The sequence below is a fragment of the Deltaproteobacteria bacterium genome (genome assembly GCA_012522415.1).
Taxonomy (GTDB): domain Bacteria; phylum Desulfobacterota; class Syntrophia; order Syntrophales; family JAAYKM01; genus JAAYKM01.
Map to the genome: position 1 here is coordinate 1 of JAAYKM010000150.1, position 26,649 is coordinate 26,649.

Annotated in this window: 19 protein-coding genes and 1 pseudogene; 13 read left to right on the plus strand and 7 right to left on the minus strand. The window is 51.6% G+C overall.

The genetic code is table 11. The features are described from left to right. Positions 1-185: 185 nt before the first annotated feature. Positions 186-587 carry a hypothetical protein gene (locus GX147_10895; GenBank protein NLN61175.1) on the minus strand — a complete coding sequence of 134 codons (402 nt, stop codon included), beginning with the start codon at positions 585-587 and terminating at the stop codon, positions 186-188. 193 nt (positions 588-780) lie between these two features. Here GX147_10895 and GX147_10900 point away from each other — a divergent pair, with 193 nt between their 5' ends. From GX147_10900 to GX147_10910, 3 genes are read left to right on the plus strand one after another with little or no spacing between them, the layout of a single operon-like run. Next, positions 781-2,199, plus strand: a complete 1,419-nt coding sequence (locus tag GX147_10900) for an HD domain-containing protein (GenBank protein NLN61176.1) — start codon at positions 781-783, stop codon at positions 2,197-2,199. Between the two features lie 24 nt (positions 2,200-2,223). Beyond that, the gene (gene nrdD, locus GX147_10905; GenBank protein ID NLN61177.1) at positions 2,224-4,308 is read left to right on the plus strand and encodes an anaerobic ribonucleoside-triphosphate reductase; all 2,085 of its coding nucleotides are present in this window, start codon (positions 2,224-2,226) and stop codon (positions 4,306-4,308) included. A gap of 24 nt (positions 4,309-4,332) precedes the next feature. Then, a complete protein-coding gene (locus GX147_10910) occupies positions 4,333-5,766 on the plus strand; it encodes a M48 family metalloprotease (protein NLN61178.1) in 1,434 nt (477 codons plus the stop codon). Here GX147_10910 and GX147_10915 read toward each other — a convergent pair. From GX147_10915 to GX147_10925, 3 genes are read right to left on the minus strand one after another with little or no spacing between them, the layout of a single operon-like run. Beyond that, positions 5,763-7,451 (minus strand): GAF domain-containing protein, encoded by a 1,689-nt coding sequence (locus GX147_10915; GenBank protein NLN61179.1) that lies wholly within the window; start codon positions 7,449-7,451, stop codon positions 5,763-5,765. The two genes, GX147_10910 and GX147_10915, sit on opposite strands and share 4 nt — an antisense overlap. A 23-nt stretch (positions 7,452-7,474) precedes the next feature. Beyond that, positions 7,475-8,170 carry an anaerobic ribonucleoside-triphosphate reductase activating protein gene (locus tag GX147_10920; GenBank protein NLN61180.1) on the minus strand — a complete coding sequence of 232 codons (696 nt, stop codon included), beginning with the start codon at positions 8,168-8,170 and terminating at the stop codon, positions 7,475-7,477. Further along, entirely contained in the window at positions 8,170-10,260 is a 2,091-nt protein-coding gene (locus tag GX147_10925; protein ID NLN61181.1) for a ribonucleoside triphosphate reductase, read from the minus strand. Before GX147_10925 ends, GX147_10920 begins: the two co-directional genes overlap by 1 nt. A 291-nt stretch (positions 10,261-10,551) precedes the next feature. Between GX147_10925 and GX147_10930 the strand changes: the two genes are divergently transcribed. The 5 genes from GX147_10930 to GX147_10950 all read left to right on the plus strand — a co-directional run bounded on the left by GX147_10930 (position 10,552) and on the right by GX147_10950 (position 15,165). Then, complete coding sequence (locus tag GX147_10930; GenBank protein ID NLN61182.1) at positions 10,552-11,223, plus strand: (d)CMP kinase; 672 nt, start codon at positions 10,552-10,554, stop codon at positions 11,221-11,223. A 142-nt stretch (positions 11,224-11,365) separates the two neighbouring features. Further along, positions 11,366-13,135, plus strand: a complete 1,770-nt coding sequence (locus GX147_10935; GenBank protein ID NLN61183.1) for a 30S ribosomal protein S1 — start codon at positions 11,366-11,368, stop codon at positions 13,133-13,135. A gap of 54 nt (positions 13,136-13,189) precedes the next feature. Continuing rightward, complete coding sequence (sppA, locus tag GX147_10940; GenBank protein NLN61184.1) at positions 13,190-14,083, plus strand: signal peptide peptidase SppA; 894 nt, start codon at positions 13,190-13,192, stop codon at positions 14,081-14,083. 6 nt (positions 14,084-14,089) lie between these two features. Continuing rightward, positions 14,090-14,371 (plus strand): hypothetical protein, encoded by a 282-nt coding sequence (locus tag GX147_10945; GenBank protein NLN61185.1) that lies wholly within the window; start codon positions 14,090-14,092, stop codon positions 14,369-14,371. 5 nt (positions 14,372-14,376) lie between these two features. Then, the gene (locus GX147_10950; GenBank protein ID NLN61186.1) at positions 14,377-15,165 is read left to right on the plus strand and encodes an enoyl-CoA hydratase/isomerase family protein; all 789 of its coding nucleotides are present in this window, start codon (positions 14,377-14,379) and stop codon (positions 15,163-15,165) included. On the opposite strand, the gene GX147_10955 is transcribed toward GX147_10950, so the two are convergent. The 3 genes from GX147_10955 to GX147_10965 all read right to left on the minus strand — a co-directional run bounded on the left by GX147_10955 (position 15,162) and on the right by GX147_10965 (position 18,414). Beyond that, on the minus strand, positions 15,162-15,458 hold the full coding sequence (locus tag GX147_10955) for a hypothetical protein (protein NLN61187.1): 297 nt from the start codon (positions 15,456-15,458) through the stop codon (positions 15,162-15,164). The two genes, GX147_10950 and GX147_10955, sit on opposite strands and share 4 nt — an antisense overlap. A gap of 248 nt (positions 15,459-15,706) precedes the next feature. After that, positions 15,707-17,023 carry an amidohydrolase gene (locus tag GX147_10960; protein NLN61188.1) on the minus strand — a complete coding sequence of 439 codons (1,317 nt, stop codon included), beginning with the start codon at positions 17,021-17,023 and terminating at the stop codon, positions 15,707-15,709. 59 nt (positions 17,024-17,082) lie between these two features. Further along, positions 17,083-18,414 carry an amidohydrolase gene (locus tag GX147_10965; GenBank protein NLN61189.1) on the minus strand — a complete coding sequence of 444 codons (1,332 nt, stop codon included), beginning with the start codon at positions 18,412-18,414 and terminating at the stop codon, positions 17,083-17,085. Positions 18,415-18,682: 268 nt separating this feature from the next. On the opposite strand from GX147_10965, the pseudogene GX147_10970 reads away from it, so the two are divergent. The 5 genes and pseudogenes from GX147_10970 (at position 18,683) to GX147_10990 (ending at position 26,389) form a co-directional block, all read left to right on the plus strand. Next, positions 18,683-19,147 (plus strand): annotated as a pseudogene (locus tag GX147_10970) (hydrolase). 40 nt (positions 19,148-19,187) lie between these two features. Further along, on the plus strand, positions 19,188-20,213 hold the full coding sequence (locus GX147_10975; protein NLN61190.1) for a DUF362 domain-containing protein: 1,026 nt from the start codon (positions 19,188-19,190) through the stop codon (positions 20,211-20,213). A gap of 284 nt (positions 20,214-20,497) precedes the next feature. Beyond that, positions 20,498-22,057 carry a sodium-dependent transporter gene (locus GX147_10980; protein ID NLN61191.1) on the plus strand — a complete coding sequence of 520 codons (1,560 nt, stop codon included), beginning with the start codon at positions 20,498-20,500 and terminating at the stop codon, positions 22,055-22,057. A 174-nt stretch (positions 22,058-22,231) separates the two neighbouring features. Beyond that, entirely contained in the window at positions 22,232-23,449 is a 1,218-nt protein-coding gene (gene rpsA, locus GX147_10985) for a 30S ribosomal protein S1 (GenBank protein ID NLN61192.1), read from the plus strand. Positions 23,450-23,656: 207 nt separating this feature from the next. Then, complete coding sequence (locus GX147_10990) at positions 23,657-26,389, plus strand: PAS domain S-box protein (protein ID NLN61193.1); 2,733 nt, start codon at positions 23,657-23,659, stop codon at positions 26,387-26,389. The last annotated feature ends 260 nt before the right edge of the window (positions 26,390-26,649 follow it).

Genomic DNA, 26,649 nt, shown 5'->3' on the forward strand with positions numbered 1-26,649 from the left:
GCCTCTTCTGTGCTATCTTCTTCTTGGCAGTCATGTCTTCCTCCTTGGTAAGATGGTTTGGTGATGAAAACACCTTAACCGAAGAGAAAACTGACTGCCACTTTTTCCAGCTATCTGTACGGAGAGATTCTAACTTTTACATCTTATTCAACATCCTCAAGCTGATTTCAGTCACGGCATTTGCCCTACGTGCATGAAAAAGCTGTATCCGGAATTTGTAAAAAAAAGCTCCTAACAACCGCATCAACTCGGACTGGCAATTCCGCTACGCTCCATTGCCAGCCGGTTATGCGGAGCGTTTCAATGACGGAGCGGAGAGTGAGGGGATCGAATCCGCGATCCACCTCGATGATAAGGTTCCTGCCCGGATGAATACGGATTCCGGACTCGGTCCCGGTCACTCCCTCTGGAAGCAGCTGCAGAAACCCCCCGGCACGGAGTGGTTGTCCCCGGAATCTGCGTCGCCAGGCATGGAACTGACGCAGCCTGATCTGTCTGTCCCGGCAAAAGTCGGCAATGTTCAGGCCCCTTGTTGTCTGGTCCTCGATGATGGTGCGCCAATGGGCTCGCCGTTCCTCTTTGGTCATTGTGTCTTCCCTCCCGTAAAAGAAATCTTTCTTTCCGGAAGGCTATAACTCAGAATATGTCCACGGGGAGCCAATTCGGCTAAAGGGGAAATCTCTTGACCCTCGCAGGGAAGTCAAATAAATATAACGCGGCAGTTGCAACAAAACTGATTTGCATCAGTTGACTTTTTTCTGGATTCAGTCGGAGACGGCCATGAAGATGAAACATGATGAGTATCCAAACATATACAAGGGTATAGCGCTCATTGCCGATCCAATCTATGATTACATCGTTTTTACAGTGCCATATTCTGATGGTTCGTTCGAAAAAACGGAAAAAGATTTGATCGATTCACCCTGGGTTCAGCGCCTGCGGCGTATCTATCAGCTCCAAAGTGCCCGCTGGGTCTATCCATCGGCGGAACATACCCGGTTCCAGCATTCTCTCGGGACCATGCACAACGCAGGTGAGTTTGGGAAAAAATTATACGGCAGCCTCAAGGGTGTCTGTAAGGATACGCCGTCTTTTCATTATATCGAAGAATTGCTCCGCATTGCGGGACTCCTTCATGACGTCGGCCATGGGCCATACGGCCATTTCTTCGATGACCACTTTCTTGCCCGGTATGATTTGACCCATGAGGATATCAGCCAGCACATTATCGTAAGAAAACTTGGAACCCTCATACGCGGCGTGGTCAGGAGTCCCTCGGGACCGTTCAGTCCGGGTGAGGTGCTTGACCCAAAACAGGTCGCCTTCCTGATTCGCGCTCCGAAGGATGATCAGAAGGGATGGCCGAGATGGCTCGTTCTGCTCCGACAATTGTTCACGGGAATCTACACGGTGGATAACCTGGATTACGTACAGCGCGATGCTTATATGACGGGTTTTTCTCTCGACCTGGTCGATACAAAACGCCTCCTGCACTACACTTTTTACTCCTCCGATGGCCTCACCCTTCATCAAGGAGGGATTTCGGCTCTAAACCGCTTTTTGAACGCCCGATTGAATCTTTACACAAACGTCTATTTTCACCGGACCACCCGTGCCCTGGACCTGCACCTTCAGGAAATTTTTCTGGAGACGATGGGCCTGATTCTTTCCGGGAACCCGTTGTCGGATATGGATCGTTATCTGGCCTGTGATGAGTGGTTTTTGTTCCATGAAACACGGAATTGGTTGAACGACGCCGATATCAAGAAAAAGCGCCTGGGGCGGGAATGGAAGAAACTGTTCCAGCGGGAGGTGAAATGGAAAATGTCTTTTTCGACGGAAATTTCAATCGATAAGGTTCAGCGTGGCACCCGTTTCCTCCGTGCACCGGATTACGAAAAGCAAATCCGGGCTTTTCTGCCATCGGATTTGAAAAAAATACGGTTCCGCGTGGATCTTGCCACACAGGACCCGCGTCCCCTGAACCCCATTGCGGAATCGGAAAAAAGGATCCATATCTTCAACCCTTTAACCGGCAAAACATCGCCCGAACCTCTGAAGGATATTTACCGGTTTATTCCGGCTCGAGTTGTACATTTTCGGGTTTTTTCCATCAACCATTACGAGGACGAGGTATTGTCCAAGGCGGCGGAACAGTCCCTGGCGTTCCTTGAGGACAGTTCCCGGACCAATATCTGATCCACCAGGATACTCTATTTGCACATGGAACCGCAAGAAACGACAGACATCACACTTTTCGTGAGAACATCCGGAGAAGACATCGCACGATGGGACCGGCGCAAAATCGTTGATGCCCTGATTCGGGAGACCACAATCGACGTGGAGACGGCGGAAGGGATCAGCAAAGAAGTGGAACGACAAATCGTCGCATCCGGCATCGCACTCCTGACGACCAACCTGATCCGGGAAATGGTGGACGCGAAACTGATCGAACGGGGTCTGGAGGAGCAATGGCGGATGCACGCCCGGATCGGTTTCCCCCTTTATGACGTGAGACAGTTGATCCTCCACCAGAACAAGGAAAACGCCAACGTGCCGCACAGTCCCGAGGGAACGAACCTTGTCTTCGCTGAAGGCATCAAACGGGAATACGCCCTTTACGACGTGTTTTCACGGGATATCGGAGATGCCCATATTCTGGGAGACATTCATATTCACAGTTTGGGGTATGTGGATCGCCCCTACAGTTCTTGTCAGTCCTTGGAGTACATCAAGAAATTCGGTCTCGATCTTCCCTATTCCATGACTATTGCCAAGCCGGCAAAGCATGCGGAGGTTCTCCTCGCTCATATGGTTCGGTTCGGCGCCATTCTTCAAGGTCAGTTTGCCGCCAGTATCGCTTGGGATGCGGTCAATTTGCTCTTGGCACCCTATTTGGAAGGGAAAACCGAAAAGGAGGTCCGCCAGTTTGCCCAGATGTTGATTTACGAATTTTCGCAAATGACGGCCGCCAGGGGCGGACAGGCCATATTTACCGATATTCATCTGTACTGGGAAGTTCCCCGCCATTTTCGCAATGTGCCGGCCATCGGTCCCGGCGGGGAGTTCACGGGCAAGACTTACGGGCAGTACGGCGAAGATGCCCGGCGATTTGCTCTGGCTATCTTCGGAGTATTGAAAAAGGGGGACGCCATCGGCAGTCCTTTCATCTTTCCCCGGCCTTTTGTGCATATTACGGACGAATTTTTCCGGACGCCGGGGTACGAGCATTTTCTCCTCAAGGTCTGTGACGTCGCGTCGGACAAGGGGAATCCTTTTTTTCTTCTTGAGCGCGCCGAAGACGTACCGATGATGGTCTGCGGCACCCGGGGTTGTTTCGATCCCGGGGAAGGGGAAGGCCTGAATGCCTGGGAAATGCGGTGGGCGGCCATGCAAAATGTGACGCTCAACCTGCCGAGGGTGGCTTACAAGGCCAAAAGAAAAGATGTGGACCTTTATCGCCTGCTGGGGGAGCTGATGGATCTTGCGGCGAAAGCTCATCTTCAGAAGTGCAGCTTCATTACCAGTTTGCTTTCTTACGGAGAGGCCGGCCCTCTCGCGATTTTAGCGATGGAAAAGGATGGCACACCATATTTGCGTTTGGAAAGAACAAGCTGTCTCATAGGGGTACTCGGCCTGAATGAACTCGTTCAGATTCATGTCGGGAAACAACTTCACGAATCGGATGAAGCCGTGGCGTTGGGTTTGCGGGTTATTACTTTCCTCAAGGAAAAGGCAGAGCAACTCTCTCGGGCGCATGGCCTACGAATCATTCTTGAACAGTCTCACGCAGAAACCACGGCTTATCGCTTTGCCAAACTTGATTTGCGCTACTTTTCTCCGGAGGCGGGCCGGATTGTTAAGGGGGATTTGTCTAAAGGTGAAATTTTTTATACCAACTCCACTGATTTGAACGTGTCTTCCGTTTACGATCCCATGGACAGGCTGATATTGGAAGGCGCCTTCCATCCCCTTTTTGGAGGGGGGACGATTTCTCATCTATGGCTTGGAGAAATGGGGCCATCCGGGGCTGTGCTGGCGGATTTCATCGTCAAATTGTATCACCGGTCAAAATGTCGGACCGTCACTTTTTCACCGGACTTTACGATCTGTCCCGTTTGTCGCTCCGCCGTACGGGGGCTGCGGCAAAAATGCGATACTTGCCTCTCCGATGCCGTAGATTCTGTGTCCAGGATCACCCAATATTTCAGCAGAACATCGGGCTGGAACCGCGGTAAAATAGGAGAGCTGAAAGTGCGTTACCGTTATTCCTCTTCGGCATTTAATGGAGATAAGTTGTCGTTCTGACGTGAAATGATGTGGGAAATAATAATGAAACGCTCGTTATTGATAAAAAAAATCATACGATACGTTTTCCTGTTGATAGGAATATGCCTCCTTGGCTCCACGACGGCCAATGCAGAATTGACGATCGGGGATGAAAAAAAATTAGGTCAGCAATTTTACGATAGAATGCTTAATAACGGTTTCCTGATCCAGGAAAAAAGGATGAGTGATTACATCACAAAAGTCGGTATGACCGTATTGCGTTCTGTCAAAAATCCTCTTTTCGAATATCGTTTTTCTATTGTAAAGGATTCTTCGGTCAATGCGTTTGCCACGCCGGGGGGATATGTCTATCTAAATCGGGGCTTGATTGCCCTGGTTGCTTCAGAGGCGGAGTTGGCGGCGGTGCTGGCGCACGAGATTGCCCACGTCAACGCCCGGCATATTGCGGACATGGTCAACAAAGCCTCCAAAGTCAATATTGCGACTCTGCTGGGCGTTATCGCCGGGGCATTTATGGGTGGCGGCGATCTGTCGGCGGCGGTCATGGGATTTTCCCTGGCTACGGCGCAGACCATGACCTTGAAATATAGCCGGGACAACGAGGAAGAAGCCGATCGTTACGGTATGCTCTACCTGGTCAGGGCCGGCTATAAAGCGGAAGCTTCACTGAATGTTCTGAAGATGATGAGACGGTATGAATTCTATTCCAGTTCCGTTCCCTCATACTTCATGACCCACCCCGGAACGGATGATCGGCTCCGCTACATCGACGGGCTTTTGCAGACCACTTATGCCGAGGCAAAGGGGAAGGATGAAATTGTCGGACCTTTCGGGCGGATCAGGACCGTGCTCATGACGGGAGGGGCCGATGTGGAAGCCAAGATCAGATATTTTGAGGGGGAGGTGAAAAAAGATACAAAAAATGTCGACAGCCTGTATGGTCTTGGTGTGGTTCAGGCCCGGAAGGGGCTCTACGGGGAATCTCTGGCGACTCTGCAACAGGCCTTGCTTCTTGCCCCCTTGGATAAAGAGGTTTTAAGGGATATCGGTGTGAATTACTTCAAGTTAGGTCAGTATCCCCAATCTATTGATTACCTGTTGAGGGCGTATAAGATCGACCGGCACGACTGGAAGACATTGGCGTACCTGGGCAACTCCCATGAAGCGATGGGACTGTATGCCCAGGCCCTCGGTTATTTCCGTGCTTTGGAAAAAACGGATCTGGATGATGCGGAGATTTATTATAGTATCGCAATGGCCTATGGGAAGCTCAAGGAAATGGGGGATTCACACTACTATTTCGGCATTTACTTCAAAAAACAGAAAAAAACGGAAAGCGCCCTTTTTCACTTCAAAGAAGCATTGAAATATTTCGTTATCAACACTCCCAAATATCAGGATATCGAGAAAGAAATCAGATTGTTATCCATGGAAACGGATGCGAAGAAAAGACCTGAAGGGAAAAGAAGAAATTAAAGGTCCGCTTCTTCACACTGCCAGCCGGCCAATTCCCTGTTTGCATAATCCAGGTGTATTTTTTCCCGCAGAAAGAAGGCAAACAGATCGGCATCGATGTGATGATCTGCCGCCATGCCCTTCATGATCCGGATTGCATCGACCAGGGTGCTACCCCGGTTGTAAGGTCGGTCGGTTGCAGTGAGGGCTTCGAAAATATCGGCCAGGGCGAGGATGCGGGCCTGCAGGGGTAATTGGTCGTCCGTTAGCCCCTGTGGATAACCGGTGCCGTCAAGCCTTTCGTGATGACAGGCGGCGAGAAAGGGGACATTCTGGAATTTTTTGGGGAAGGGCAGTTGGGACAACATATCATGGGTGATGACGGCATGGCTTTCCACTATCGCCCTTTCTTCATCGGTGAGTGTCCCCTGACGAATACTCAGGTTGTAAAGTTCGTTTTCCGTCAAAAGAGGTCTTAATCCGTCTGCATCCATCCATTGCCGGCGGGAAACGCCTTGTAACCGTTCCAGTACATGATCGTTTACATCAGTCAGGCCAAGATTTATTTTTTCAATCAACGAGAACAAATCGTCGAAATCCGTGTTCTCTTCCCCCTCTTCTTCCTCTTTTCCTGTCGGTGGCGTCATTCCTTCAACCTGAAAGGCGGTGAGCCTTTTTTCCAGGGCATTGATCTTGTGATCCCGCTTCAATATTTCAAGGCGCGTTTTAATCAGTTCGATTCGATCGATGACCGCCTCGAGTTTGGTCGACTTGTTGACGATGTGCTCCGGTGTGACGATCTTGCCCACATCGTGAAGCCACGCCGCAATACGAAGCTCTTCGATCTGTGCCGCTGTAAAAAAACATTCGGCGAAAGGGCCTTCACGAGCCGCATTGATGCGGTCCGCAATCGTTAGGCTCAGATCCGCGACACGACGGACGTGGTCACCTGTGTACGGGGACTTTTCATCAATAGCGGTGGCGATGGATCTGATGAAGGCATGGAGAAGGGTTTCCAGGTTGTGGATCAGAGTGTTGTTGGACAGAGAGATTGCCGCCTGGGAGGCGAGGGATTCGGTGATCTGCTGTTCCCAAGCGGTGAAGGCCCGGATTTTCCCCGTTTCCGGGTCCTGGGCGTTGATCAGCTGAAGAACGCCGATCAGGTCGTTGTCGTGATTTTTCAGGGGCACCACCAGCATGGAAACGGATCGGTAGCCTGTCTGTTTGTCAAATTTCCGTGTGCCTTCAAAATTAAAACCTGTGGCATGGTAAACATTTTCAATATTGATCACCTTACCGGTCAGGGCGGCGTAGGCGGAAACATTCTGATGGTTCGGGCTTTCGTCCGGATTCCGCAGAGGAACAGGGGACCAGTCGATTCTTGTTCCGGTGCCCCCCATGCGGAGCTGAAGCGTGTCGTTTTGCACGATGGCGAATTGCAGCGTCAGTGCGTCGTCGGAGATGACGTACAGTGTCCCCCCATTGGCGTGGGTGAGTTTTTTCGCCTCATCCACGATCATTTCAAGAAGCCGGTCAATATTCTTTTCAGCAGTGAGGGCGGATCCGATTCTTGTGAAACGTGAAACAAGGTCTGCGGAATTTACGCCCTGTGTTTTCTCTATATGATGGCTTAAAACAGTCCCGTCCGTCTTTCCTGAAGGGGAAGCATGTTCCGGTGGGCCATTTTTTTCCCTGTTCTTTGACATGGTTTCTTCCAGAGGAACGCCGTTTAACTGCGGATGGCTATCTTTTTGACATACGCGGCCAATTCCGACTTGATTTGACCGAGGTCTTCCGGAGAAAGAGGTTTGCGGTTCAGGTACCGCTCATCCAATGTTTTTGAAGGTGTAAAGTTCTGCAGGACGAACAGGCGGGCTCCACGGAGCAATTCCCCCATTGCCCGAATGTCTTCCGGCGAGAGCAGATTGTCGACAAGGGTCGTCCGAAACTCGTAATCGATGGAGGCGTTCATGATGGCCCGGACACTGCTTTCGATCTCGTCTTTATCGACATTCACTCTGCACACTCTGTCGTATCGCTGTAAGGGTCCCTTGATGTCCATGGCGATATAGTCGAGGAGGTTTTTTTCGATCATGGACCGGATCATGGCCGAATGAGATCCGTTGGTATCTAGCTTGATCAAAAAACCGAGGTCGCGGACCCTGCGAATGAATTCCGGCAGGCCTTCCTGAAGCGTCGGTTCTCCCCCCGTAATGGTAACGGCATCGAGTTTGCCCCTTCTTTTTTCCAGGAAAGCCAGAATATCCTCTTCTTCGAGACAGGGTCCGTAAAGCTTCTCAATGACCAGCTCAGGGTTATGACAATATGGGCATCTGAAATTACATCCCTGCATGAACACAATAGCGGAGATTTTTCCGGGGAAATCGATCAGTGAGACTTTGTGTAAACCGCCGATCTTAATCATCAGAAACTGAAAGTCCGCCTTTGGTTGAACTCCTCCTGCTTGCCCTTGTTCCACTGTTTTACGGGGCGCAGATAACCTACGACCCGAGAATAGACCTCACAGGCATCCTGGCAGACCGGACAGGCCTCCAATTCCCCCTTCAGGTATCCATGAGAGGGACAAACGCTGAAGGTCGGCGTGAAGGTGAGGTAGGGGATATGGTATCCGGAGCATATTTTCTTGACCAGCCCCTTTAGAGCCAGGGGATTAACAATTCTTTCACCGGCAAATATGTGGAAGACCGTTCCTCCTGTGTATTTGGTCTGGATTTCGTTTTGCAGATCGAGGGCCTCAAAGATGTCATCGGTGTGGTTGACCGGCAACTGAGTCGAGTTCGTGTAAAAAGGTTCGGCCTGATGCAGCCTGACCTGTTCATCGTTTGAAAAGACCATATCCGGATACTTTTCCCGATCGATTCGTGCGAGACGGTACGATGTACCCTCGGCCGGGGTGGATTCCAGGTTGTAATTATTCCCCGTTTCCCGTTGGAATTGAATCAGGGTTGTCCGCATGAAATCAAGCACTCTTTTCGTAAAGCCCTGGCCCTCAGGCGATGCAATATCCTTGTTAAACAGGTTGAGGCAGGCTTCGTTCATGCCGACCAGCCCTATCGTGGAAAAATGATTTTTCCAGTATTCACCAAATCGGCCGTGGATATTTCTCAGGTAAGATTTTGTATAGGGGTAGAGATTGCTATCGGTAAATTTTTCCAGAATTTTCCGCTTTGTCTCCAAGCTGTCCTTGGCGATGTTCATCAGTTTCTCAAGATGGGCCAGAAATTCGTCTTCGGTCGAACAAAGGTAACCGATGCGCGGCATATTAATGGTGATGACGCCTATGGAGCCGGTTAGAGGATTGGAACCGAAAAGACCACCGCCCCGGATCTCAAGCTCCCGATTGTCGATTCGCAGCCGGCAGCACATGCTGCGCGCGTCTTCAGGGTTCATGTCTGAATTGATGAAGTTGGAAAAATAGGGAACCCCGTATTTGGAGGTCATATCCCAGAGACCTTCCAGATTTTGATCATCCCAGTTGAAATCCTTCGTGATGTTATAAGTGGGGATCGGAAAGGTGAAAACCCGGCCTTTTGCATCCCCCGCCTCCATAACTTCCAGGAAGGCCCGGTTAAAGAGGTTCATTTCTTTCTGGAATTCCTGGTAGGTTTCCTTTTGCGGCTGACCGCCGATGATGACGTTTTGATCCCGGTAGTACTTGGGAACGGTGATATCAAGCGTTACATTGGTAAAGGGTGTCTGAAACCCGACTCGTGTGGGGACGTTGATGTTGAAAATAAACTCCTGCAGGGCCTGCTTGACATCCATGAAAGTCAGGTTGTCGTAGCGGATAAAGGGGGCCAGAAGGGTATCAAAATTTGAAAAGGCCTGTGCGCCGGCGGCTTCTCCCTGGAGAGTATAGAAAAAATTGACCACCTGTCCCAGGGCGCTTCTCAGATGCTTGGCCGGTTTGCTTTCCACTTTGCCGGAGACGCCTTTGAATCCTTCCAGCAGCAGGTCGTATAGATCCCAGCCGACGCAGTAAACGGACAGGAGACTCAGATCGTGAATGTGGAAGTCCCCTGCCATGTGGGCTGTCCTGATTTCCGGTGTGTATATTGCGTTCAGCCAGTAAACTTTGCTGACTTCGGAAGAGATGTAGTTGTTCAGCCCTTGGAGGGAGTAGTCCATATTGCTGTTTTCGTTGACCTGCCAATCCTTTTTTTTCAAGTATTGGTCCACGAGATCGACTTCCATACGGTTGGTGATTTCCCGCAGGCGGGCATGCTGTTCCCTGTAAATAATGTAGGCTTTCACGGTTTTGCGGTAGGGAGAGGAGATCAGAACCTCTTCCACGATGTCCTGAATTTCTTCGACAGTCATGATTCGATGACCAAAGAGCTGTTCCGCCAGGTTCAGCACCTTGATGGTGAGCTTCCTTGCAGCGGTCAGATCGAATTCACCGGTAGCTGTCCCCGCCTTGGCGATGGCATTGGTAATCTTTTCCGCGTTGAATTTGACAAGTCTTCCATCTCGTTTTCTGATCTTCGTGTGCATTGGAATCTCTCCCTTTCGACTGAATCGGTATACCGTTCCGGTATTTCAATAATAAAGTATAAAGTCAAAATAACCTACCGTTCAAGCAGGTTGTGTATGCTGTACCTGTGTTTTGAACATCAATATGTTGTGGTGTTATGAGGAAGATAATACCATATATTGATTTAAGCAAGCAAAAAGTTCACACGGTGAAAACTATTTTTCATCGGATCGATTCAGAGTGCAAGACCAATGTTCTTGATATGGATCTTTTTATCCTGTAAAATTCGCGCTATAAGGTGACATATATTTATGGCTGATAGCAGGAAGTGGATTATCACAATTGACGGGCCCGCCGGTTCCGGAAAGAGTACAGTGGCTAAGTTTCTGGCGCACGAATTAAACCTTCTGTATCTTGATACGGGAGCCCTGTACCGGTCCGTCGCATATAAAATTCTCGTTTCAGGGATGGCCGACTCCGATATGCTGGGGCTGCGGGAACTCCTTGCCAGGACAAAGATCCATCTTCAAAAAAATCACGAAGGCATGACTGTATTTATTGATCAAGAAGACGTTGGCCAAAAGATTCGCACGGAAGAAGTGGCCGTTTTGGCGTCGACCGTTTCAGCCATACCTGTCGTGCGGGAGGCGTTGCTGCCGATTCAGAGGAATTGCGCCCGAAGGACGGGTCTGGTCGCGGAAGGGCGTGATATGGGAACCGTCGTTTTCCCGGAAGCCGACTTCAAATTCTACCTCCACGCTTCAGCCGGGGAGCGAGGTCGCAGAAGGTATCTGGAACTCCTGGAAAAGGGAGTGACACCCGTGTATGAGGATATTCTGGCCAGCATTGCCCTGCGGGACAAACAGGATAGGGAACGGGAAATTTCTCCCCTTCGGATTCCAAGGGATGCCCATGTGATTGATACATCGAGGATGACAATCCAGGAAGTGATATCTGAATGCCTCGCCGTTCTTCAGGCATAGGGATGTCACGGGGTTTCTTTTGCCGTGGATGGCCTATTCTTCCGTATTTCGGGTGTTTTGTCTTGCTATTCTATGGTCGATGTGCTAACGGCTTATCTTTCGTGGCGGTACGAAAAAATTCGATGATGGGGGTAAAGGTAACATGGTTAACGAAAACAACCTAATTTCGCAACAGGAGGAGGCAGAGGAAATCAGGACGGATACGCCAGATGATACGGTGTCCGCCCAAACGAATGATGAACCGATGGATTTCGGGGAACTTTACGAACAGAGCCTCCAGAACGTGCAGTTTGGCGAGATCGTCACCGGGAAGATTGTCCAGATTACAAACGATGTGGTGATGGTCGATGTCGGCTGGAAGACGGAGGGACATATTCCCACCAAGGAGTTGAAAGACGCGGACGGCAATATTTCGTTAAATGTAGGAGACGAAATTGAGATACTCGTCGATAGGCGAGACGGGGAGGGCAATCTGATCCTGTCACGGGATAAGGCAGCCAAGTTGAAGGTTTGGGATGATATCAAGCAGGCCTGCAGTCAAAATGCCCTGATCGAAGGCGTTGTTGTCGAGCGGGTCAAGGGAGGATTGTCGGTGGACATTGGCATACCCGCGTTTCTGCCTGGCTCCCAGGTCGATATCCGGCCGGTTCGGGATCTCGACAAGTACGTGGGACAGAGCCTGACGTTCAATATCCTGAAGTATGACCGTAAGCGGAACAATGTGGTCCTCTCCCGCCGGGCCATCCTTGAGGCGGAACGGGAAAGTGAAAAGATCAAAACGCTTGAAAATTTAGAGGAAGGAAAGATTGTAGAAGGGATCATCAAAAACATTACGGATTATGGAATCTTCATCGATCTGGGCGGTGTGGATGGTCTGCTGCATGTGACCGATATGTCCTGGGGGCGCATGACCCGTCCCTCAGGAGCCTTTGCCAGGGGCGACAAAATCACGGTCAAGGTACTCTCATTTGATCGTGAGAGGGAGAGGGTTTCGTTAGGGCTCAAACAGTTGATGGAAAATCCATGGGACTCAATTTTGAGCCGTTATCCGATCGGTTCCATCGTCACGGGCAAGGTGGTTAATTTGACCGATTATGGCGTATTCGTTGAACTCGAGCCAGGGGTTGAGGGGCTCATCCACATTTCGGAAATGTTCTGGACGCGTGAAATAAAACATCCTTCCAAGGTTCTCTCGCTTGGCGAGGAAGTTAATATCATGATTCTCGATATCAATCCCGATCTGAAACGGATTTCCTTGGGCTTGAAGCAGACGATGACAAACCCCTGGGAGGCTTTGAAAGAAAAATATCCCGAGGGCAGCGTTCTGCAAGGGGTGATTCGCAACATCACAAATTTCGGTATTTTTGTCGGGGTAGAAGAAAGTATCGATGGACTGATCCACGTGTCCGATATTTCATGGCGGCACCGGGTGGTCCATCCCTCTGAAATGTACAAAAAAGGCCAGACCATCGAAGCCGTTGTTCTGCACATCGATCCTGAAAATGAAAAATTTTCTCTGGGGATCAAGCAGTTGGAGACGGATCCCTGGGAAACCCTTGAAAAAAGCTATCCCGTAGGCTCCTCGATTAACGGAAAAATTACGAACATCACCGATTTCGGAATGTTTGTTGAAATCGAGGAAGGAATAGAAGGTTTGATCCATGTTTCTGAATTGAGTCAGAAACGGATCAAGAGTGCATCGGAACTGCATAACGTGGGGGATGCGGTTACGGCGACGGTGAAGAATATCGACGCCAAAAACAGAAAGATCCGTCTCACTTTGCGTGACAGCGAAGCACCGCCGGAAACTTACCACGGCAATCAGTATCTGAACAACAAAGAAAACCTGGTATCGCCTCTGGGAGAAGCCCTGGCGGACGTCAAGATAGGAGAAACGGAACCATCCGAGTAGAAACCCGTTGGGAGCGGGTCATTTGACGATGAATCTGTATGACAGGAGGATGAGATGAGAAGACACCCCGTTCTTTTCGGCATCCTCTTTTTGATCTGTGCCGGCTTTGTGTTTTTTCTGGTCCTCAATGGGTTGCTCAAATCCGGTGGAGGCGGGTATGCCTTGCCTGCCGGTGATAAAGTGGCGATTGTCACCTTGGAAGGTGTTATCACCAACTCCGACCGTATCATCCGCGAAATAGAAGCTTTTGCAAAAAATGACCGCGTCAAGGCCATTGTTCTTCGTATCGACTCTCCAGGAGGCAGCGTGGCTCCCACACAGGAAATCTATGACGCCGTACTGGAGGCCGGTAAAAAGAAAAAAATCGTTGCATCCATGGGCTCCATTGCCGCATCGGGCGGGTATCTTGTTGCCTGCGCCGCCGACCAGATCGTCGCCAATCCGGGAACCATCACGGGTAGTATTTCCGCCGTGATGCATTTTGCCAATATGGAGGAGTTGATGCGCAAGATCGGGGTCAGCACGTCCGTTGTCAAAAGCGGAAAATACAAGGACATCGGTTCCCCGGCTCGAGAAATGACGGAAGAGGAAATATCTTTGCTCCAGCAACTCGTGGACGATGTGTATGATCAACTTCTGGAAACGATTTCCGTCAGACGAAAAATAACGAAAGAAAACCTCAGCCTCCTGGCCGATGGACGTATACTGACGGGCCGTCAGGCTCAGAAAGCCGGATTGGTTGATTTCCTGGGAAACCAGAAATATGCTGTCCGTTTGGCCGGACAGATGACCGGCATTTCCGGAGATCCTGCCGTGGTTTATCCTCCTGAGAAAAAAGCTTTTATCCTGGATTTTTTGCTGAAGAGTCTCGTCAGGTCCGTGAAACAGGAGCTTGTCCTGGATCAGCCAAAAATGGACGGACTGCAGTACCTTTATTGCCCCCAGTAGGGGGGTGTGGGCTACAAAGAGCCGGGGGATGATCTGAGTCGTACAGGGCGCTTTACCGGCTATCCGGCCGCGGATGTTCCCATTGCCCGTCTTCATCTCATTGATTTGATGCCCGATTCCTTGGGAAAGGGCGGGCGGATTGAAATCAGGGGATGGGCTGGTTTCATCCCACAGCAGGCAGGGCAAGCCTGCGGAGAGGGCACGGAACGGTACACCGCCTTGTCCACCCGCGGAAAAAGGGCGTCCTCAGCCCGAGGCTGGCCCTCGAAATTAAGAAAGGATCGCTGATAAACATGACGACCTATAACACGATCCTCCTCGAATGCAAGGAGGAGGGATATGTGATCATCACCATGAACAGGCCCGTGGAACTTAACGCTTTATCCAGGGATATGAGACTGGAATTGACGGATTGCTTCACCAGACTGGAGGGGGACACATCCGTCAAAACCGTCATATTGACGGGTGGTGATTACGTTTTCTCAGCGGGAGGCGACATCAAGGAGATGTCGGCGTTGCCGGACAGCGAAATCGAAGCTTATTTCCGGTCAATTTTCGTCTGCCTGAGGCGGATCAACCTGTTCCCAAAACCGGTGATTGCTGCGGTGAACGGTATCGCCATCGGAGGCGGCTTCAATCTGGCCGTAGTTTGTGATCTGATTATCGCTTCCGACACGGCTATTTTTGGTCATCCGGAATTGAAATTGGGGCTCAATCCCCTGTTCAACCCTGTTCGTCAGCTGGTCGGAATGGCCAAGGCGAAAGAAATCACCTTGCTCGGAGAGCCCATCGCAGCCAATGAAGCCTTGCGAATCGGGTTGGTGAATAAGGTGGTTGCTCCGGAACGACTCATGATGGAAGCGGAGGGAATGGCCAAAGAGATTTCCAAGCGGTCGGTCCAGGCCACGGAAGTGGTGAAAAAAATATCGTCCATGGTGCCTCATCTGGAGGTCGGCGCGGCGCTGTCGCTCGAATTCGAGATGAGTACCTTCCTCTTTTCACGACCGGAGCGAAAGACTTACATGCGGGAGTTCCTCATTTCGGAAGAGATGAGAAAACGAAAACGGCGGCGTCACCCTTAGCCGTCCCATTCATTGGACAATGCGAAATCCCGGAGCTGATCACGTCGCTTTTTGTGTTGCAACTTCTTCAGGGCTTTGGCTTCGATCTGGCGGATTCTTTCCCGGGTAACCCCCATCATTTCGCCCACTTCTTCGAGCGTAAAGGGTCCATAAATACAAGCGATCCAGGTGCAATTCAGAAAGTTAGCGCTTTTGATGCGCCACTCACAGTTTATGTCCTGGCATTCTTCCGTGATAAGATGTCCATATTTTTTGCACTTATAGATGTTGAGCATGGAATTTGGATTTTTCATCTTTTTTCCTCTACTAAATCGGGTCCTGCATCAATCAAAAGGTGAGTTGAGGTGGAAGATAGCGATTCTCTCCGGGTTTGTCAATAAAGATGGCCTTACAAAGAGCCGAAAAGTGGTCAATATATTTCGGCGGCAAATTTTGCCAATTCCGACTTTCCGCGAATTCGTTGATATAGGAACACCAAAAAAAGAAAAGACGCAAAGAAAAGGCGCCGTGAAAGAGAAAGGGGTATCATCTTTTCGGCTGGTTATCGGGTCTGGGTGTGTCTGATGTTTCCATAGATGTACTCTCCGATATCAGCGGCGGTTTTCATGATGTCCTCCAGGTTGGCATGGACAAATTTCCGGTTATGGAGCACAAGTTTGCCATTGATGATCACGGAGGAAACATCGGAACCGGATGCGGCGTAAACGAGATGTGATCGGACGTTATAAAGAGGCGTCAGATGGGGCTGGTTCAGGTTGATCAGGATCAGGTCCGCCGCTTTGCCGACTTCCACCGTACCAATTCGTTGATCAAGGCCAAGGAGTCTTGCTCCGTCAATCGTGGCCATTTTAAGGACCGTCGCCGCATCGAGGATAGTCGGGTCCATCCGGGTTACCTTGCCCACCTTGGCGGCCATTCCCATTTCCCGGAGCAAGTCCAGGTCGTTGTTGCTGGAGGCGCCGTCCGTGCCCAGACCGACGAGGATGCCCCGCTTCAATAATTCCGGAACGGGGGCTATGCCGGCGGCAAGCTTCATATTACTTTCCGGGCAATGCACGACTTTTGTTCCTTGCCGGGCAAGCAAGTCGATCTCCCCGTCATCAAGCCAGTTGCAGTGTACGGCAATCGTACTGTCGTCGAGTACGCCCAGTGTGTCCAGAAAAAATGCGGGTGATTTCCCATGCCTTGTCTGAATCATCCTGCATTCATCACGTGTTTCTGCCAGGTGAATGAGGTAGGGCACCTGCCATTGGCGGGCCACGGCCTTGATATCCTTCAGCGTTTCCGTTGAACAGGTATAGGGGGTATGGCAAAATAGGGCGGTATTGATCAGGGGGTGGCGATTTTGCCAGCGGTTCAGAAACCGGTGGGCGGCTTCGGTTTTATCCCGAGGATTGGGGATGTCGGGGGCGGGAAAATCGATGAATCCCTGACAGACGACAGCACGCATACCCATGTCCACCGCTGCCTGGGCGATCCGGTCGACGAAAAAATAACTGTCGCAGAAGGTCGTCGTCCCGGAAAGGATCATTTCCGCCATGGCCAAAAGGGATCCGGCATAGACGGTTTCTCTGTTCATGAATCGGCCCTCGGCGGGGAAAATGAAGTGGTTGAGCCAATCCATTAAAGGGAGGTCGTCCGCCAGTCCCCGGAGCAGGACCATGGGCAGATGGGTGTGACTGTTGATCAGTCCGGGCATGACGAGATACCCCTCTCCCGGGAGCACGAGATCGGCCCGCTCTTGTTGCCCTGACTTCGTATCATTTGCGGAAGAACATGTTTTATCCCGGATGAAACATACGAGACCGTCACGTATGCCGATATCGGCCCGGGGCAGAAGGTCAGGTTCATCCGTCATGGTAAGAACACGGGCATTCGTGATGAGAATATGGGGGATCTTTTCTTGCGGTAGCGTGATCATTCTCTCAGTCCCAGACTGGCGCCAATACGCCCGGCGATCCGACGAACCTCCGCCATGATCCTTTCTTCGTTTATCGTTGTCAGTCGGCGTTTTTCCATGACAATTTTGCCGTGGATGAGGACCGTGTCCACATCGGAACCGTTGGCGGCATAAACGAGGTGCGAATTTGCATGGTACATGGGGGTCAGATGCGGTTTGTTTGAATCAATCAGAATCAAATCGGCTTGCATGCCGGGTTTGAGCGATCCCGTCCGATCTTCCATTCCCAGAACGGTTGCGCCTCTGCATGTTGCCATTCGGAGGACCGTTTCCGCAGACATTGCCGTCGGGTCGAGGCAGGCCAGTTTGCCGAGTTTCGCCGCGGAATCCAGTTCCTGAAACATGTCCAGATTGTTGTTGCTGGCGGCTCCGTCCGTCCCAAGCGCGACAGGAATACCTCTCCTGATCATTTCGGCTGCCGGCGCGATACCCGAAGCGAGTTTCATGTTGCTCCCCGGATTGTGGACAACCTTGCAACCGTAGTCGGCAAAGATCGTCATATCCTCGTCATCCAGATAAACGCCGTGAAAGGCGATGAAGGAGGGGGCAAGGAGCCCCATGTCTCTTAAATAATGGGTGGCTTTCATTCCCAGCTTTTCGTCTAATAAATTTATCTCTTCTTTGCTTTCCAGGAGATGCATCGCCAGAGGCAGGTCGTGCTCCCTGGCCAGATCCTTTGCCTGCTGCAACAGTGATTGACTGCATGTGTACAGGGCGTGGGGTTCTACCACGATATTGACCAGAGGATCATCCGCCCATTTTCTGATCAGACGACGGGTATAGGCCAGGCCTTCTTCAGGGGTTTTCGAATTGGCTGAAGGGAAATCAAAGAGCACTTCTCCGATGAGACAGCGCATGCCGGCTTCTTTCGCCGCACACGCGGTTTCGTCTTCAAAGATATACATATCACAGAAGGTGGTTGTGCCGGACTTGATCATTTCGGCGCAGGCCAACAAACTGCCCCAGTAGGCCAACTCCGGATTGACATTTCTCGTTTCGGCTGGAAAGATATAGTTGTTGAGCCAGTTGAGCACGTCCATGTCATCGGCGATGCCCCGGAAACAGGTCATGGCCGCGTGGGTGTGGGCGTTGATCAGACCGGGCATGACAATGCCGCCGTTGGCATCGATGACCTTTCCTGCATGATAACGGGATAAAAGGAACGGTGTTTCTCCAAGGGCGAGAATTTGTCCGGATCTGATCGCCACGGCGCCGCCCGGAATGACCCGGTCATGTTCATCGAACGTCAGGATGCGCCCGTTCACAACAAGAATATCGATCTCTTCCATGACAACATTTCCCTGTGTTTCCATATGACGAGCCGGGCCATGGCTCATGGTATCCCTGAAAGGACCATACCGCCCAGCCCTGTGCCCGTGTAATTAGCACAGGATCGGACTTGACATCAAACAATATCCGTTTCATATGGTTCTCTAAATTCATTTTAAGGAAGAGGGAAAAGGGTTGGCACCCACAAGAGAAGAGGCTCTGGCGCTTTTGCATCGCCATATTCAAAATGAACGCACGCGGGGGCATTCTCTGGCGACTGAGGCCGTCATGCGGGCCTTGGCTTTACGATTCGATGAAGAACCGGATTTCTGGGGTATGACGGGGCTCCTTCACGACCTCGACCTGGAAATCGTCGGTGGTGATTTGACGCGCCATGCTCTGGTGACGGAAGAGATTTTGAAGGGCGAAGGTTACGATGCGGACATGATCGCAGCCATCAAAAGCCATAATGACATGCTTGGAACGGGTCGGGAAACAGCCCTTCAGCATGCCTTGGCGGCGGGAGAGACAATAACGGGTCTGATCATGGCGACGGCCATGGTTTATCCGGACCGGAAGCTCGCCAGCGTGAAGGCCAAATCGGTGTTCAAGAGGATGAAAGAACGGGCATCCGCCTCGTCCGTCAACTGAGAGAAGATTTTGGAATGCGAGAAGATCGGCATTCCTCTTGCTGAATTTGCCCAACTCTGCCTGGAAGCCATGCGGGAGATCAGCGACGATCTGGGCCTCTAACCGTAAGCAATGATTTGAGATCATTAAGGAACGGATCAGGATGACACAAGAAGAAACGGTATTCATTCCTTCGTCGGGATCGATGGAGGGTCATTTGGCGGGATTGAAAACCCTCCTGGCGCGTATGGAGACTCCTTACCGGCGGGGTGATACGGTGGGCATCAAGCTTCACTGGGGTGAAAGGGGAAACTTACGCTATCTGTCCCCGGTGTTTGCACGCGAAATTGTGCGTTGGCTTCGTGACCAGGGAGTTGGTGCTTTCGTTTTCGATACGACGGTCTTGTATTCCGGGGGGAGGAGAAACGGGGCGGATGCTCTCCAAACGGCGGCGGAGCATGATTTTACGGAGGATTATTTGGGCTGTCCCGTTGTCATTGCCGATGGCCTTGATGGACGGGAGCTCATCGACTTGCCCGCCGGTTACAGACATTTTCAAACCGTACAGGTGGCCCGGGTATTTGATAGGGCAACCGGATTTTTCATTCTTTCCCACTTCAAGGGGCACCTGGAAGCGGGATTCGGCGGTGCCATCAAAAATATTTCGATGGGGTTTGCTTCAAGGGCGCAGAAGCAGCGTATGCACAGCGATGCCAAGCCGGTTTTGATTCGCGGGAACTGTACGCGATGCGGCACATGCGTTGAGGTTTGCCCTGTCCAGGCCGCCCACTGGGAAGACGATGGCTATCCCGGTTACAACCTGGAAGTCTGTATCGGCTGTGCCCAGTGTATCGGCCTTTGTCCCGAAGTGGCGCTTCAGATCAAATGGGATACGGACCAACTGGTTTTTCAGGAGAAACTTGTTGAGACAGCCGCCGCTGTCTGGCGTCTGATCCGGGGAAAGACGCTGTTGGTTAATGCGCTGTTGAATATCTGTACGGAGTGTGACTGCCTGCCGGGGAAGCATCCACTGATTGCCCCCGATGCCGGTTTCATTGGGGGATACCACCCGGTTGTGCTTGACCGCCGATCCGTTGAAATCGTCGGCGCCCCCCTTCTGGATAAAGCGCATCCGGGATTGCCATGGAATCGACAGTTTACCTATGCGAAAGAACTGGGTTTTTTGTGAACAACCCGGCCTTGACTCCCTGTTTGTGATCAATATCGCTTTCGTTTCATGTCGCTATCTGATAAATTCCCGCACCGCGTACATCAGCAAAACTGAAAGTTATTTCGGCCTATCCCGGTTCAGCGAGAAGAGGAACCTTCCGTTCCGATTGATGCGGGATGCCGCCGATATGAGGATGAGAAAGGTTTTTCCGCTGCCTGTCTTTGCCATTTTTTTGAGGATGTCGTAGAAGTCATCGGGAGAGAGAAGGTTGGTCAAGGAGACAGAGGAGCGGTACGAGATTGATGATTAAAAAACAAAAGAGAGAAAACTGGGGTTCCAAATTGGGGGTTATCCTGGCGGTTGCAGGGAGCGCCGTCGGTTTGGGAAATTTTTTAAGGTTTCCCGTTCAGGCCGCCAACAACGGGGGCGGGGCCTTTATGATTCCTTATTTTATATCACTCCTGCTGATAGGAATTCCCATGATGTGGGTGGAGTGGACCATCGGTCGTTATGGAGGCGCTCACGGTCACACGACCGCACCCGGGATGTTTCATCGTCTGTGGAATAACCGGTTGGGAAAATATTTTGGCGTAATCGGTGTCTTCGGCCCTTTGGTTATCTTCATTTATTATATTTATATCGAATCCTGGCTTCTGGGATACAGTTTCTATTCTCTCTCCGGAGTCCTCTCGGACATTCCCGATAAGGAATCCATGGCGAAATTTCTTTCCGCTTATCAGGGCCTGGAATCGGGTGGCCGTTTCGGCGGCCTCCTGCCGGCCTTTTTTTTCTTCATCATTACCATCGGGTTAAATTTTTTCGTACTCTTCCGGGGGGTGTCAAGAGGGATCGAACGGCTCTGCAAGGCGGCGATGCCCCTCCTGTTTCTGGCGGCCCTGGCACTCCTGATTCGTGTCGTTACCCTGGCTCCTCCATATCCGGACAAACCGGACTGGAGTGTCCTCAACGGATTCGGATACTTGTGGAACCCCGATTTTTCGGCTCTTTTGGATGCGAAAACGTGGCTTGCCGCTGCCGGGCAGGTCTTTTTCACCCTCAGTGTCGGAATCGGTGTGATTCTCACTTATGCCAGTTATTTGCGGAGAAATGATGACATTGCCCTCTCGGGTTTGACGGCGGCTTCCACCAACGAGTTCACGGAAATTGTTCTGGGAGGCAGCATTGTCATTCCCCTCGCCTTTGCCTTTTTCGGTCCCGACGGAATGAGAGAGATCGCCTCCAGCGGGGCCTTCAATCTGAGCTTTGTGACCATGCCGTTTATATTTTCAAAAATTTCGCTCGGGGCGTTTTTTTCCTTCCTGTGGATTTTTTTGCTGTTTCTGGCGGGTTTAACCTCGTCCATCTCTCTGATTGAGCCAATGGTGGCCTTTATTCGGGATAATTTTCGGATGAAACGCAAAAAAGCCGTCGTGATCGTGGGTGTCCTGGTCTTTTTCCTGTGTCAGCCGGCGATCTTTTTTCTCGGCCATGGCGTGGTGGATGAACTGGATTTCTGGGGCGGAACCTTCTGTCTGGTTCTTTTCGGAACGATCGACTCAATCCTGTTTGCCTGGGCATCCGGAATCAACCAGGCCTGGGATGAAATGCATCTTGGGGCGCTAATCAAAATCCCACGCGTTTACAAATGGATCATTAAATACGTGACCCCTCCCCTTCTTTTGGTCATCCTCGGCACCTGGATTGTTCAGCAGGGATGGGATACAATCATCATGAAACATGTCAGGGCGGAGGACGTACCGTATATCCTTTTTACGCGTTTGGGATTGGTGTGCATGTTTTTGGTTCTGGCGGTGCTGGTTTATATATGGCATAAGAAATCATTCGGCGGGGGAGAAAAATGACCATTTTTGGATGGATTTTCATGGGGGTGTCCTGGATCCTGATCATCGGCTTGTTCGTATTTTGTTACAGCCGGGTGTTCATGAAAAAGGATGAGGAACCGCAGTAAACGGTGCAGGATGCGCAGCGGAATCGGAATGACGACATCGTTTTAAACGACAATACGGGAAAGGATCATGTCAGAAGAAAACAATTCGTTAACGAGTCAGGGGGATGAGAAGAGCTTCGCCGAACTTCTGGAAGAATCGGGACTGGCCAGTGATTACCTGCATCCAGGCCAGAAAGTGGACGCTGTGATTGTCAGAATTACGCCCGAGTGGATCTTTCTGGATCTGGGCGGGAAAAGTGAAGGGTATCTGGACAGACGAGAATTGCAGGACGATCAGGGAAATCTGGCGGTCCGGGAGGGGGATCGGATTGCCGCCTATTTTCTTTCTTCGAAACATAACGAAAAGCTCTTCACCACCAGGGTAGGCGGCGGCGAAGCGGGTCAATCTTTTTTGGAAGAAGCTTATCGGAACGGTATTCCCGTTGAGGGACTGGTGGAGAAAGAGATCAAGGGCGGCTATGAAATCAGGGTCGGCGACAATACCCGTGGGTTTTGTCCCCATTCCCAGATGGGCCTGCAGAAAACGGATGATCCTCAGAGTTACATCGGAAAGAAGATAATTTTCCGGATCATGGAGTACGGTGAAAAGGGACGGCAGCTTGTCTTGTCGAGTCGGGTGATCCAGGAGGAGGAACAGCGGATACGTCGGGCGCAGCTCAAGGAAACCCTGAAGGAAGGCATGGTTCTGAGGGGAAAGGTGGTTTCCCTCGCCAATTTTGGCGCCTTCGTCGATCTGGACGGGATCCAGGGACTGATTCCCATGGCGGAACTTGGCTGGGGTCGGGTCGATAATATTCACGATATCCTGGTGGTCGGCCAGGAACTGGATGTCAAGGTTATCACGTTGGATTGGGAGAGGGATCGGGTTGGATTGAGCTTGAAGGCCTGCCTGCCCGACCCATGGGATACGGTTGAACAGACTTTGTTCGAGGGCTCCGTTCACTCCGGCCGGATTGTCGGCCTGACGAATTTCGGCGCCTTTGTCAATCTGGTCCCCGGTATCGACGGCCTCGTGCATATCTCAAAACTGGGAAGGGGTAAGCGAATCAATCATCCAAGTGAGGTGGTTGCTGTGGGCCAGGTCTTGAATGTTCAGGTGGAGAGGATCGACCGGGATCAGAAACGTGTTGCTCTGTCCCCTGTTCGGAACGAAAAAGAGGAAGGTGACGCCCCCGGCGCCGAGAAAGAGGATTATCGGCAGTATATCGAAAAGCCCGCCACCTCCCTCGGTTCTTTGGGTGACCTGTTGAAAGCCAGGACCCCTCGTGATAAAAAGGAAAGGTAAAGCGAAACAGGGAAAAATGCGCAGCCTATCACATGACTCCGAGTCACTGTCGGCCTGTTTGCCCCTTTGACAGACGCCTTGGTTTCAGGGCGGGGGCAGGTCGTATCCTTCCGCACCGCTTGGCACTGCGGCACCGACACTGGAAACCCGGAAGAACGAAAGACCGTTTCTTCCGGTAAAATATGATCTTATACTCGTGAAATGGATATGGATAAGGGCAAAAGAAGAGACGTGTTGCGAAACGACAGGCGTTCACCGGCTCCCGAGGTGCTTCTGTCTTCCATCCTTGACGCCGTTCCCGATGTCGTGCTGGGTGTCCGGGAGCGAGCCGTTGTTTTTGCCAATCATGCCGTGGAATCCGTGTTCGGATGGAAATGTGACGAATTGATCGGCCGGAGCACCCGCGTTCTCTACCGGTCTGATGAAGAATACGAAGAAATAGGAGAACGGGTTTATCCTGTTCTTGAGGATTGGAGAACCTTTTCCACTCAGTTTCCCTGCCGCCACCGCAATGGGCAGGACATGATTTGTCAAGTCAGTGTCTCGCGGATCGGGGACTCTCTCAGAGACAAAATGGTCGTTGCCACGTATCAGGATATTACGGAGCGACGAAAGGCGGAAATCGAGAAGGGCCTGATCGACGGGGAACGCCTGAAGCGCTCTGAGCAGGAGAAAGCCCTCATCCTCGACACCATGTCGGAACTGGTGATTTATCTCGACCGGGACCTGAAGATCAACTGGTCCAACAATGCTGTCCATGAATCTTTCAACCTGCCGGCAGGATCCACTTTGGGCCGGCCCTGTTACGAGGTCTTGCACAAACGGAGCGAGCCCTGTACCACCTGTCTGGTTCTCGATGCGCTGAAAACGGGGGAACCCCAGGAATTGGCCGATTTTTCCTCTTATGGCCGCCGGTGGCGAATCCGCGTGTACCCGGTGTTCAGTGAAGAAAAAACCCTGCTGGGCGCGGTTGAGATGGTGACGGATGTAACGGAACGACGCAACGCGGAAGAGGCACTCAAGGACCGGGAGGAGAAGTTCAGGGCCATTTTTGCCCAGGCCGTCAACCTGCTGGGATTGATCGATCTGAAGGGAAGGCAGATCATGGCGAATGATGTCTCCGCCGCCTTTGTCGGCGTATCGCCGGAACATCTTGTCGGCAATTTATTCTGGAAAAATCCCTGGTGGCGTCACAGTCGCAAGGAACAGCAGACCATACGAGAATCGGTACAGCGTGGCGTAAAAGGGGAAATGTCCACATTCGAAACCACTTGCCTTGATCATGCCGGTGTCCTTCATCATCTTGTCTATTCACTGAAGCCCATTCGTGATGCCCGGGGTCGTGTGAAAATCCTTCTCGCCGAGGGGCGGGATATTACGGACCGGAAAGAGATGGAGGATGCCGTCCGGGAGTCGGAAAACAATTACCGGACGATTTTTGAAGCGGTTCATGACGGCATTTTCATCCAGGATATGCAAAACGGGGAGATTCTGGACACAAACCTCAAGGCCTTGGAAATTTTTGGGTACCGTTCCAAGGAGAAGATCCGGGGATTCACCCTCGGTGATTTCAGCGTAAATGAACCGCCTTACACGGCGGAGGGTGCGTTGCAATACATTCACAAGGCCGCGTCGGAGGGACCGCAGAGTTTTGACTGGCTGGGCAGGAAAAAGGACGGGGAACAGGTCTGGCTGGAAGTCAACCTTAAAAAGGTTTCACTGAAGAAACGGGATTGTATCATCACCGTGGTTCGGGATATCACTGAAAGAAGGCGGGAAGAGGAGGAGAAAAAGAAGCTTGAACTCCAGATTCAGCAGGCTCTGAAGATGGAGGCCATCGGCACGTTGGCCGGCGGGATCGCTCATGATTTCAATAATATCCTCATGGGAATTCAGGGTTATGCATCCCTCATGCTGTTGAACATCGGGCCGGGTGAGTCCTGCTACCAGAGGCTGAAAGCCATCGAACGCCAGGTGGCAAACGGTGCGGACCTGACAAAGCAGCTCTTGGGGTTTGCCCGCAGGGGGCGATATGAAGTGAAAACAACGGACATGAACGACCTGATCCAGAAGACGGCGGCCATGTTCGCACGGACCAAGAAGGAAGTTCGGATCCAGGAAAGGTATCGTGAAGGACTCTGGGTAGTGGAGGTTGACCAAGGACAGATGGAACAGGCCCTGCTCAATCTTTTTGTGAATGCCTGGCAGGCCATGCCGGGAGGGGGAATCCTCTATCTCGAAACGGCTAACGTCGTTCTGGACGAGACTTATGTCAAGCCTTATCAAATCAGGTGGGGACCCTACGCGAAGCTCTCCGTGACCGATACGGGTGTCGGTATGGATGGCGAAACGAGGCAGCGCATCTTCGAGCCCTTTTTCACGACGAAGGAGATGAAACGCGGCACCGGTCTGGGCCTGGCCTCCACCTACGGCATCATCAAGGGCCACGGCGGATTCATCAACGTTTACAGTGAACCGGGTCACGGCACGACCTTCAATATCTATCTGCCCGCATCCGAGAAGGTCGGACCGGTGGAAGAGCCGTTGGCTCGGGAGATCAAAACGGGCCGGGAAGGTATTCTCCTGGTGGACGATGAAAGCAGTATTGTCGAGGTCACGCAGGAAATCCTCGAGGAACTGGGGTATCGGGTCCTGGTTGCCCAAAACGGGGAGGACGCGGTGGAGATGTTCCGGTCGAACAGAGACCAGATCGATCTGGTCATCCTGGATATGATCATGCCCGGGATGGGGGGCGGTGAAGTCTATGACCGATTGCGGGAAATGAACCCGGATGTGCGGGTCATTCTGTCCAGCGGCTACAGCATCAACGGGGAGGCCACGGAAATCATGAAAAGGGGCGTTCGCTTCTTCCTGCAGAAGCCTTTCACCGTAGCGGATCTGTCCGCACGGGTGCGTGAGGTTCTGGACAAGAAGTCGTAACCGGCGGCTTCAATTTGCATGGGCCTCTTGCGAAGTGGCGGCGCGTGCAGGAGAGGTCAATATTAAAGGGCAACAGCCGAAGCTGTTGCCCTTTGTCGTTGTGCCACAAGGTGCGTAAACGGTCGATTTCCTATGCCGCGGCTTTTTTCGCCTGAACTTTTCCCATGACGATCGACAGGATTTGCAGGGGAATGTACAGGGCGATGAGAACGATAAACACGGCAAAGAACCGAAGACCCAGGGTCCCGGCAATCCAGGTA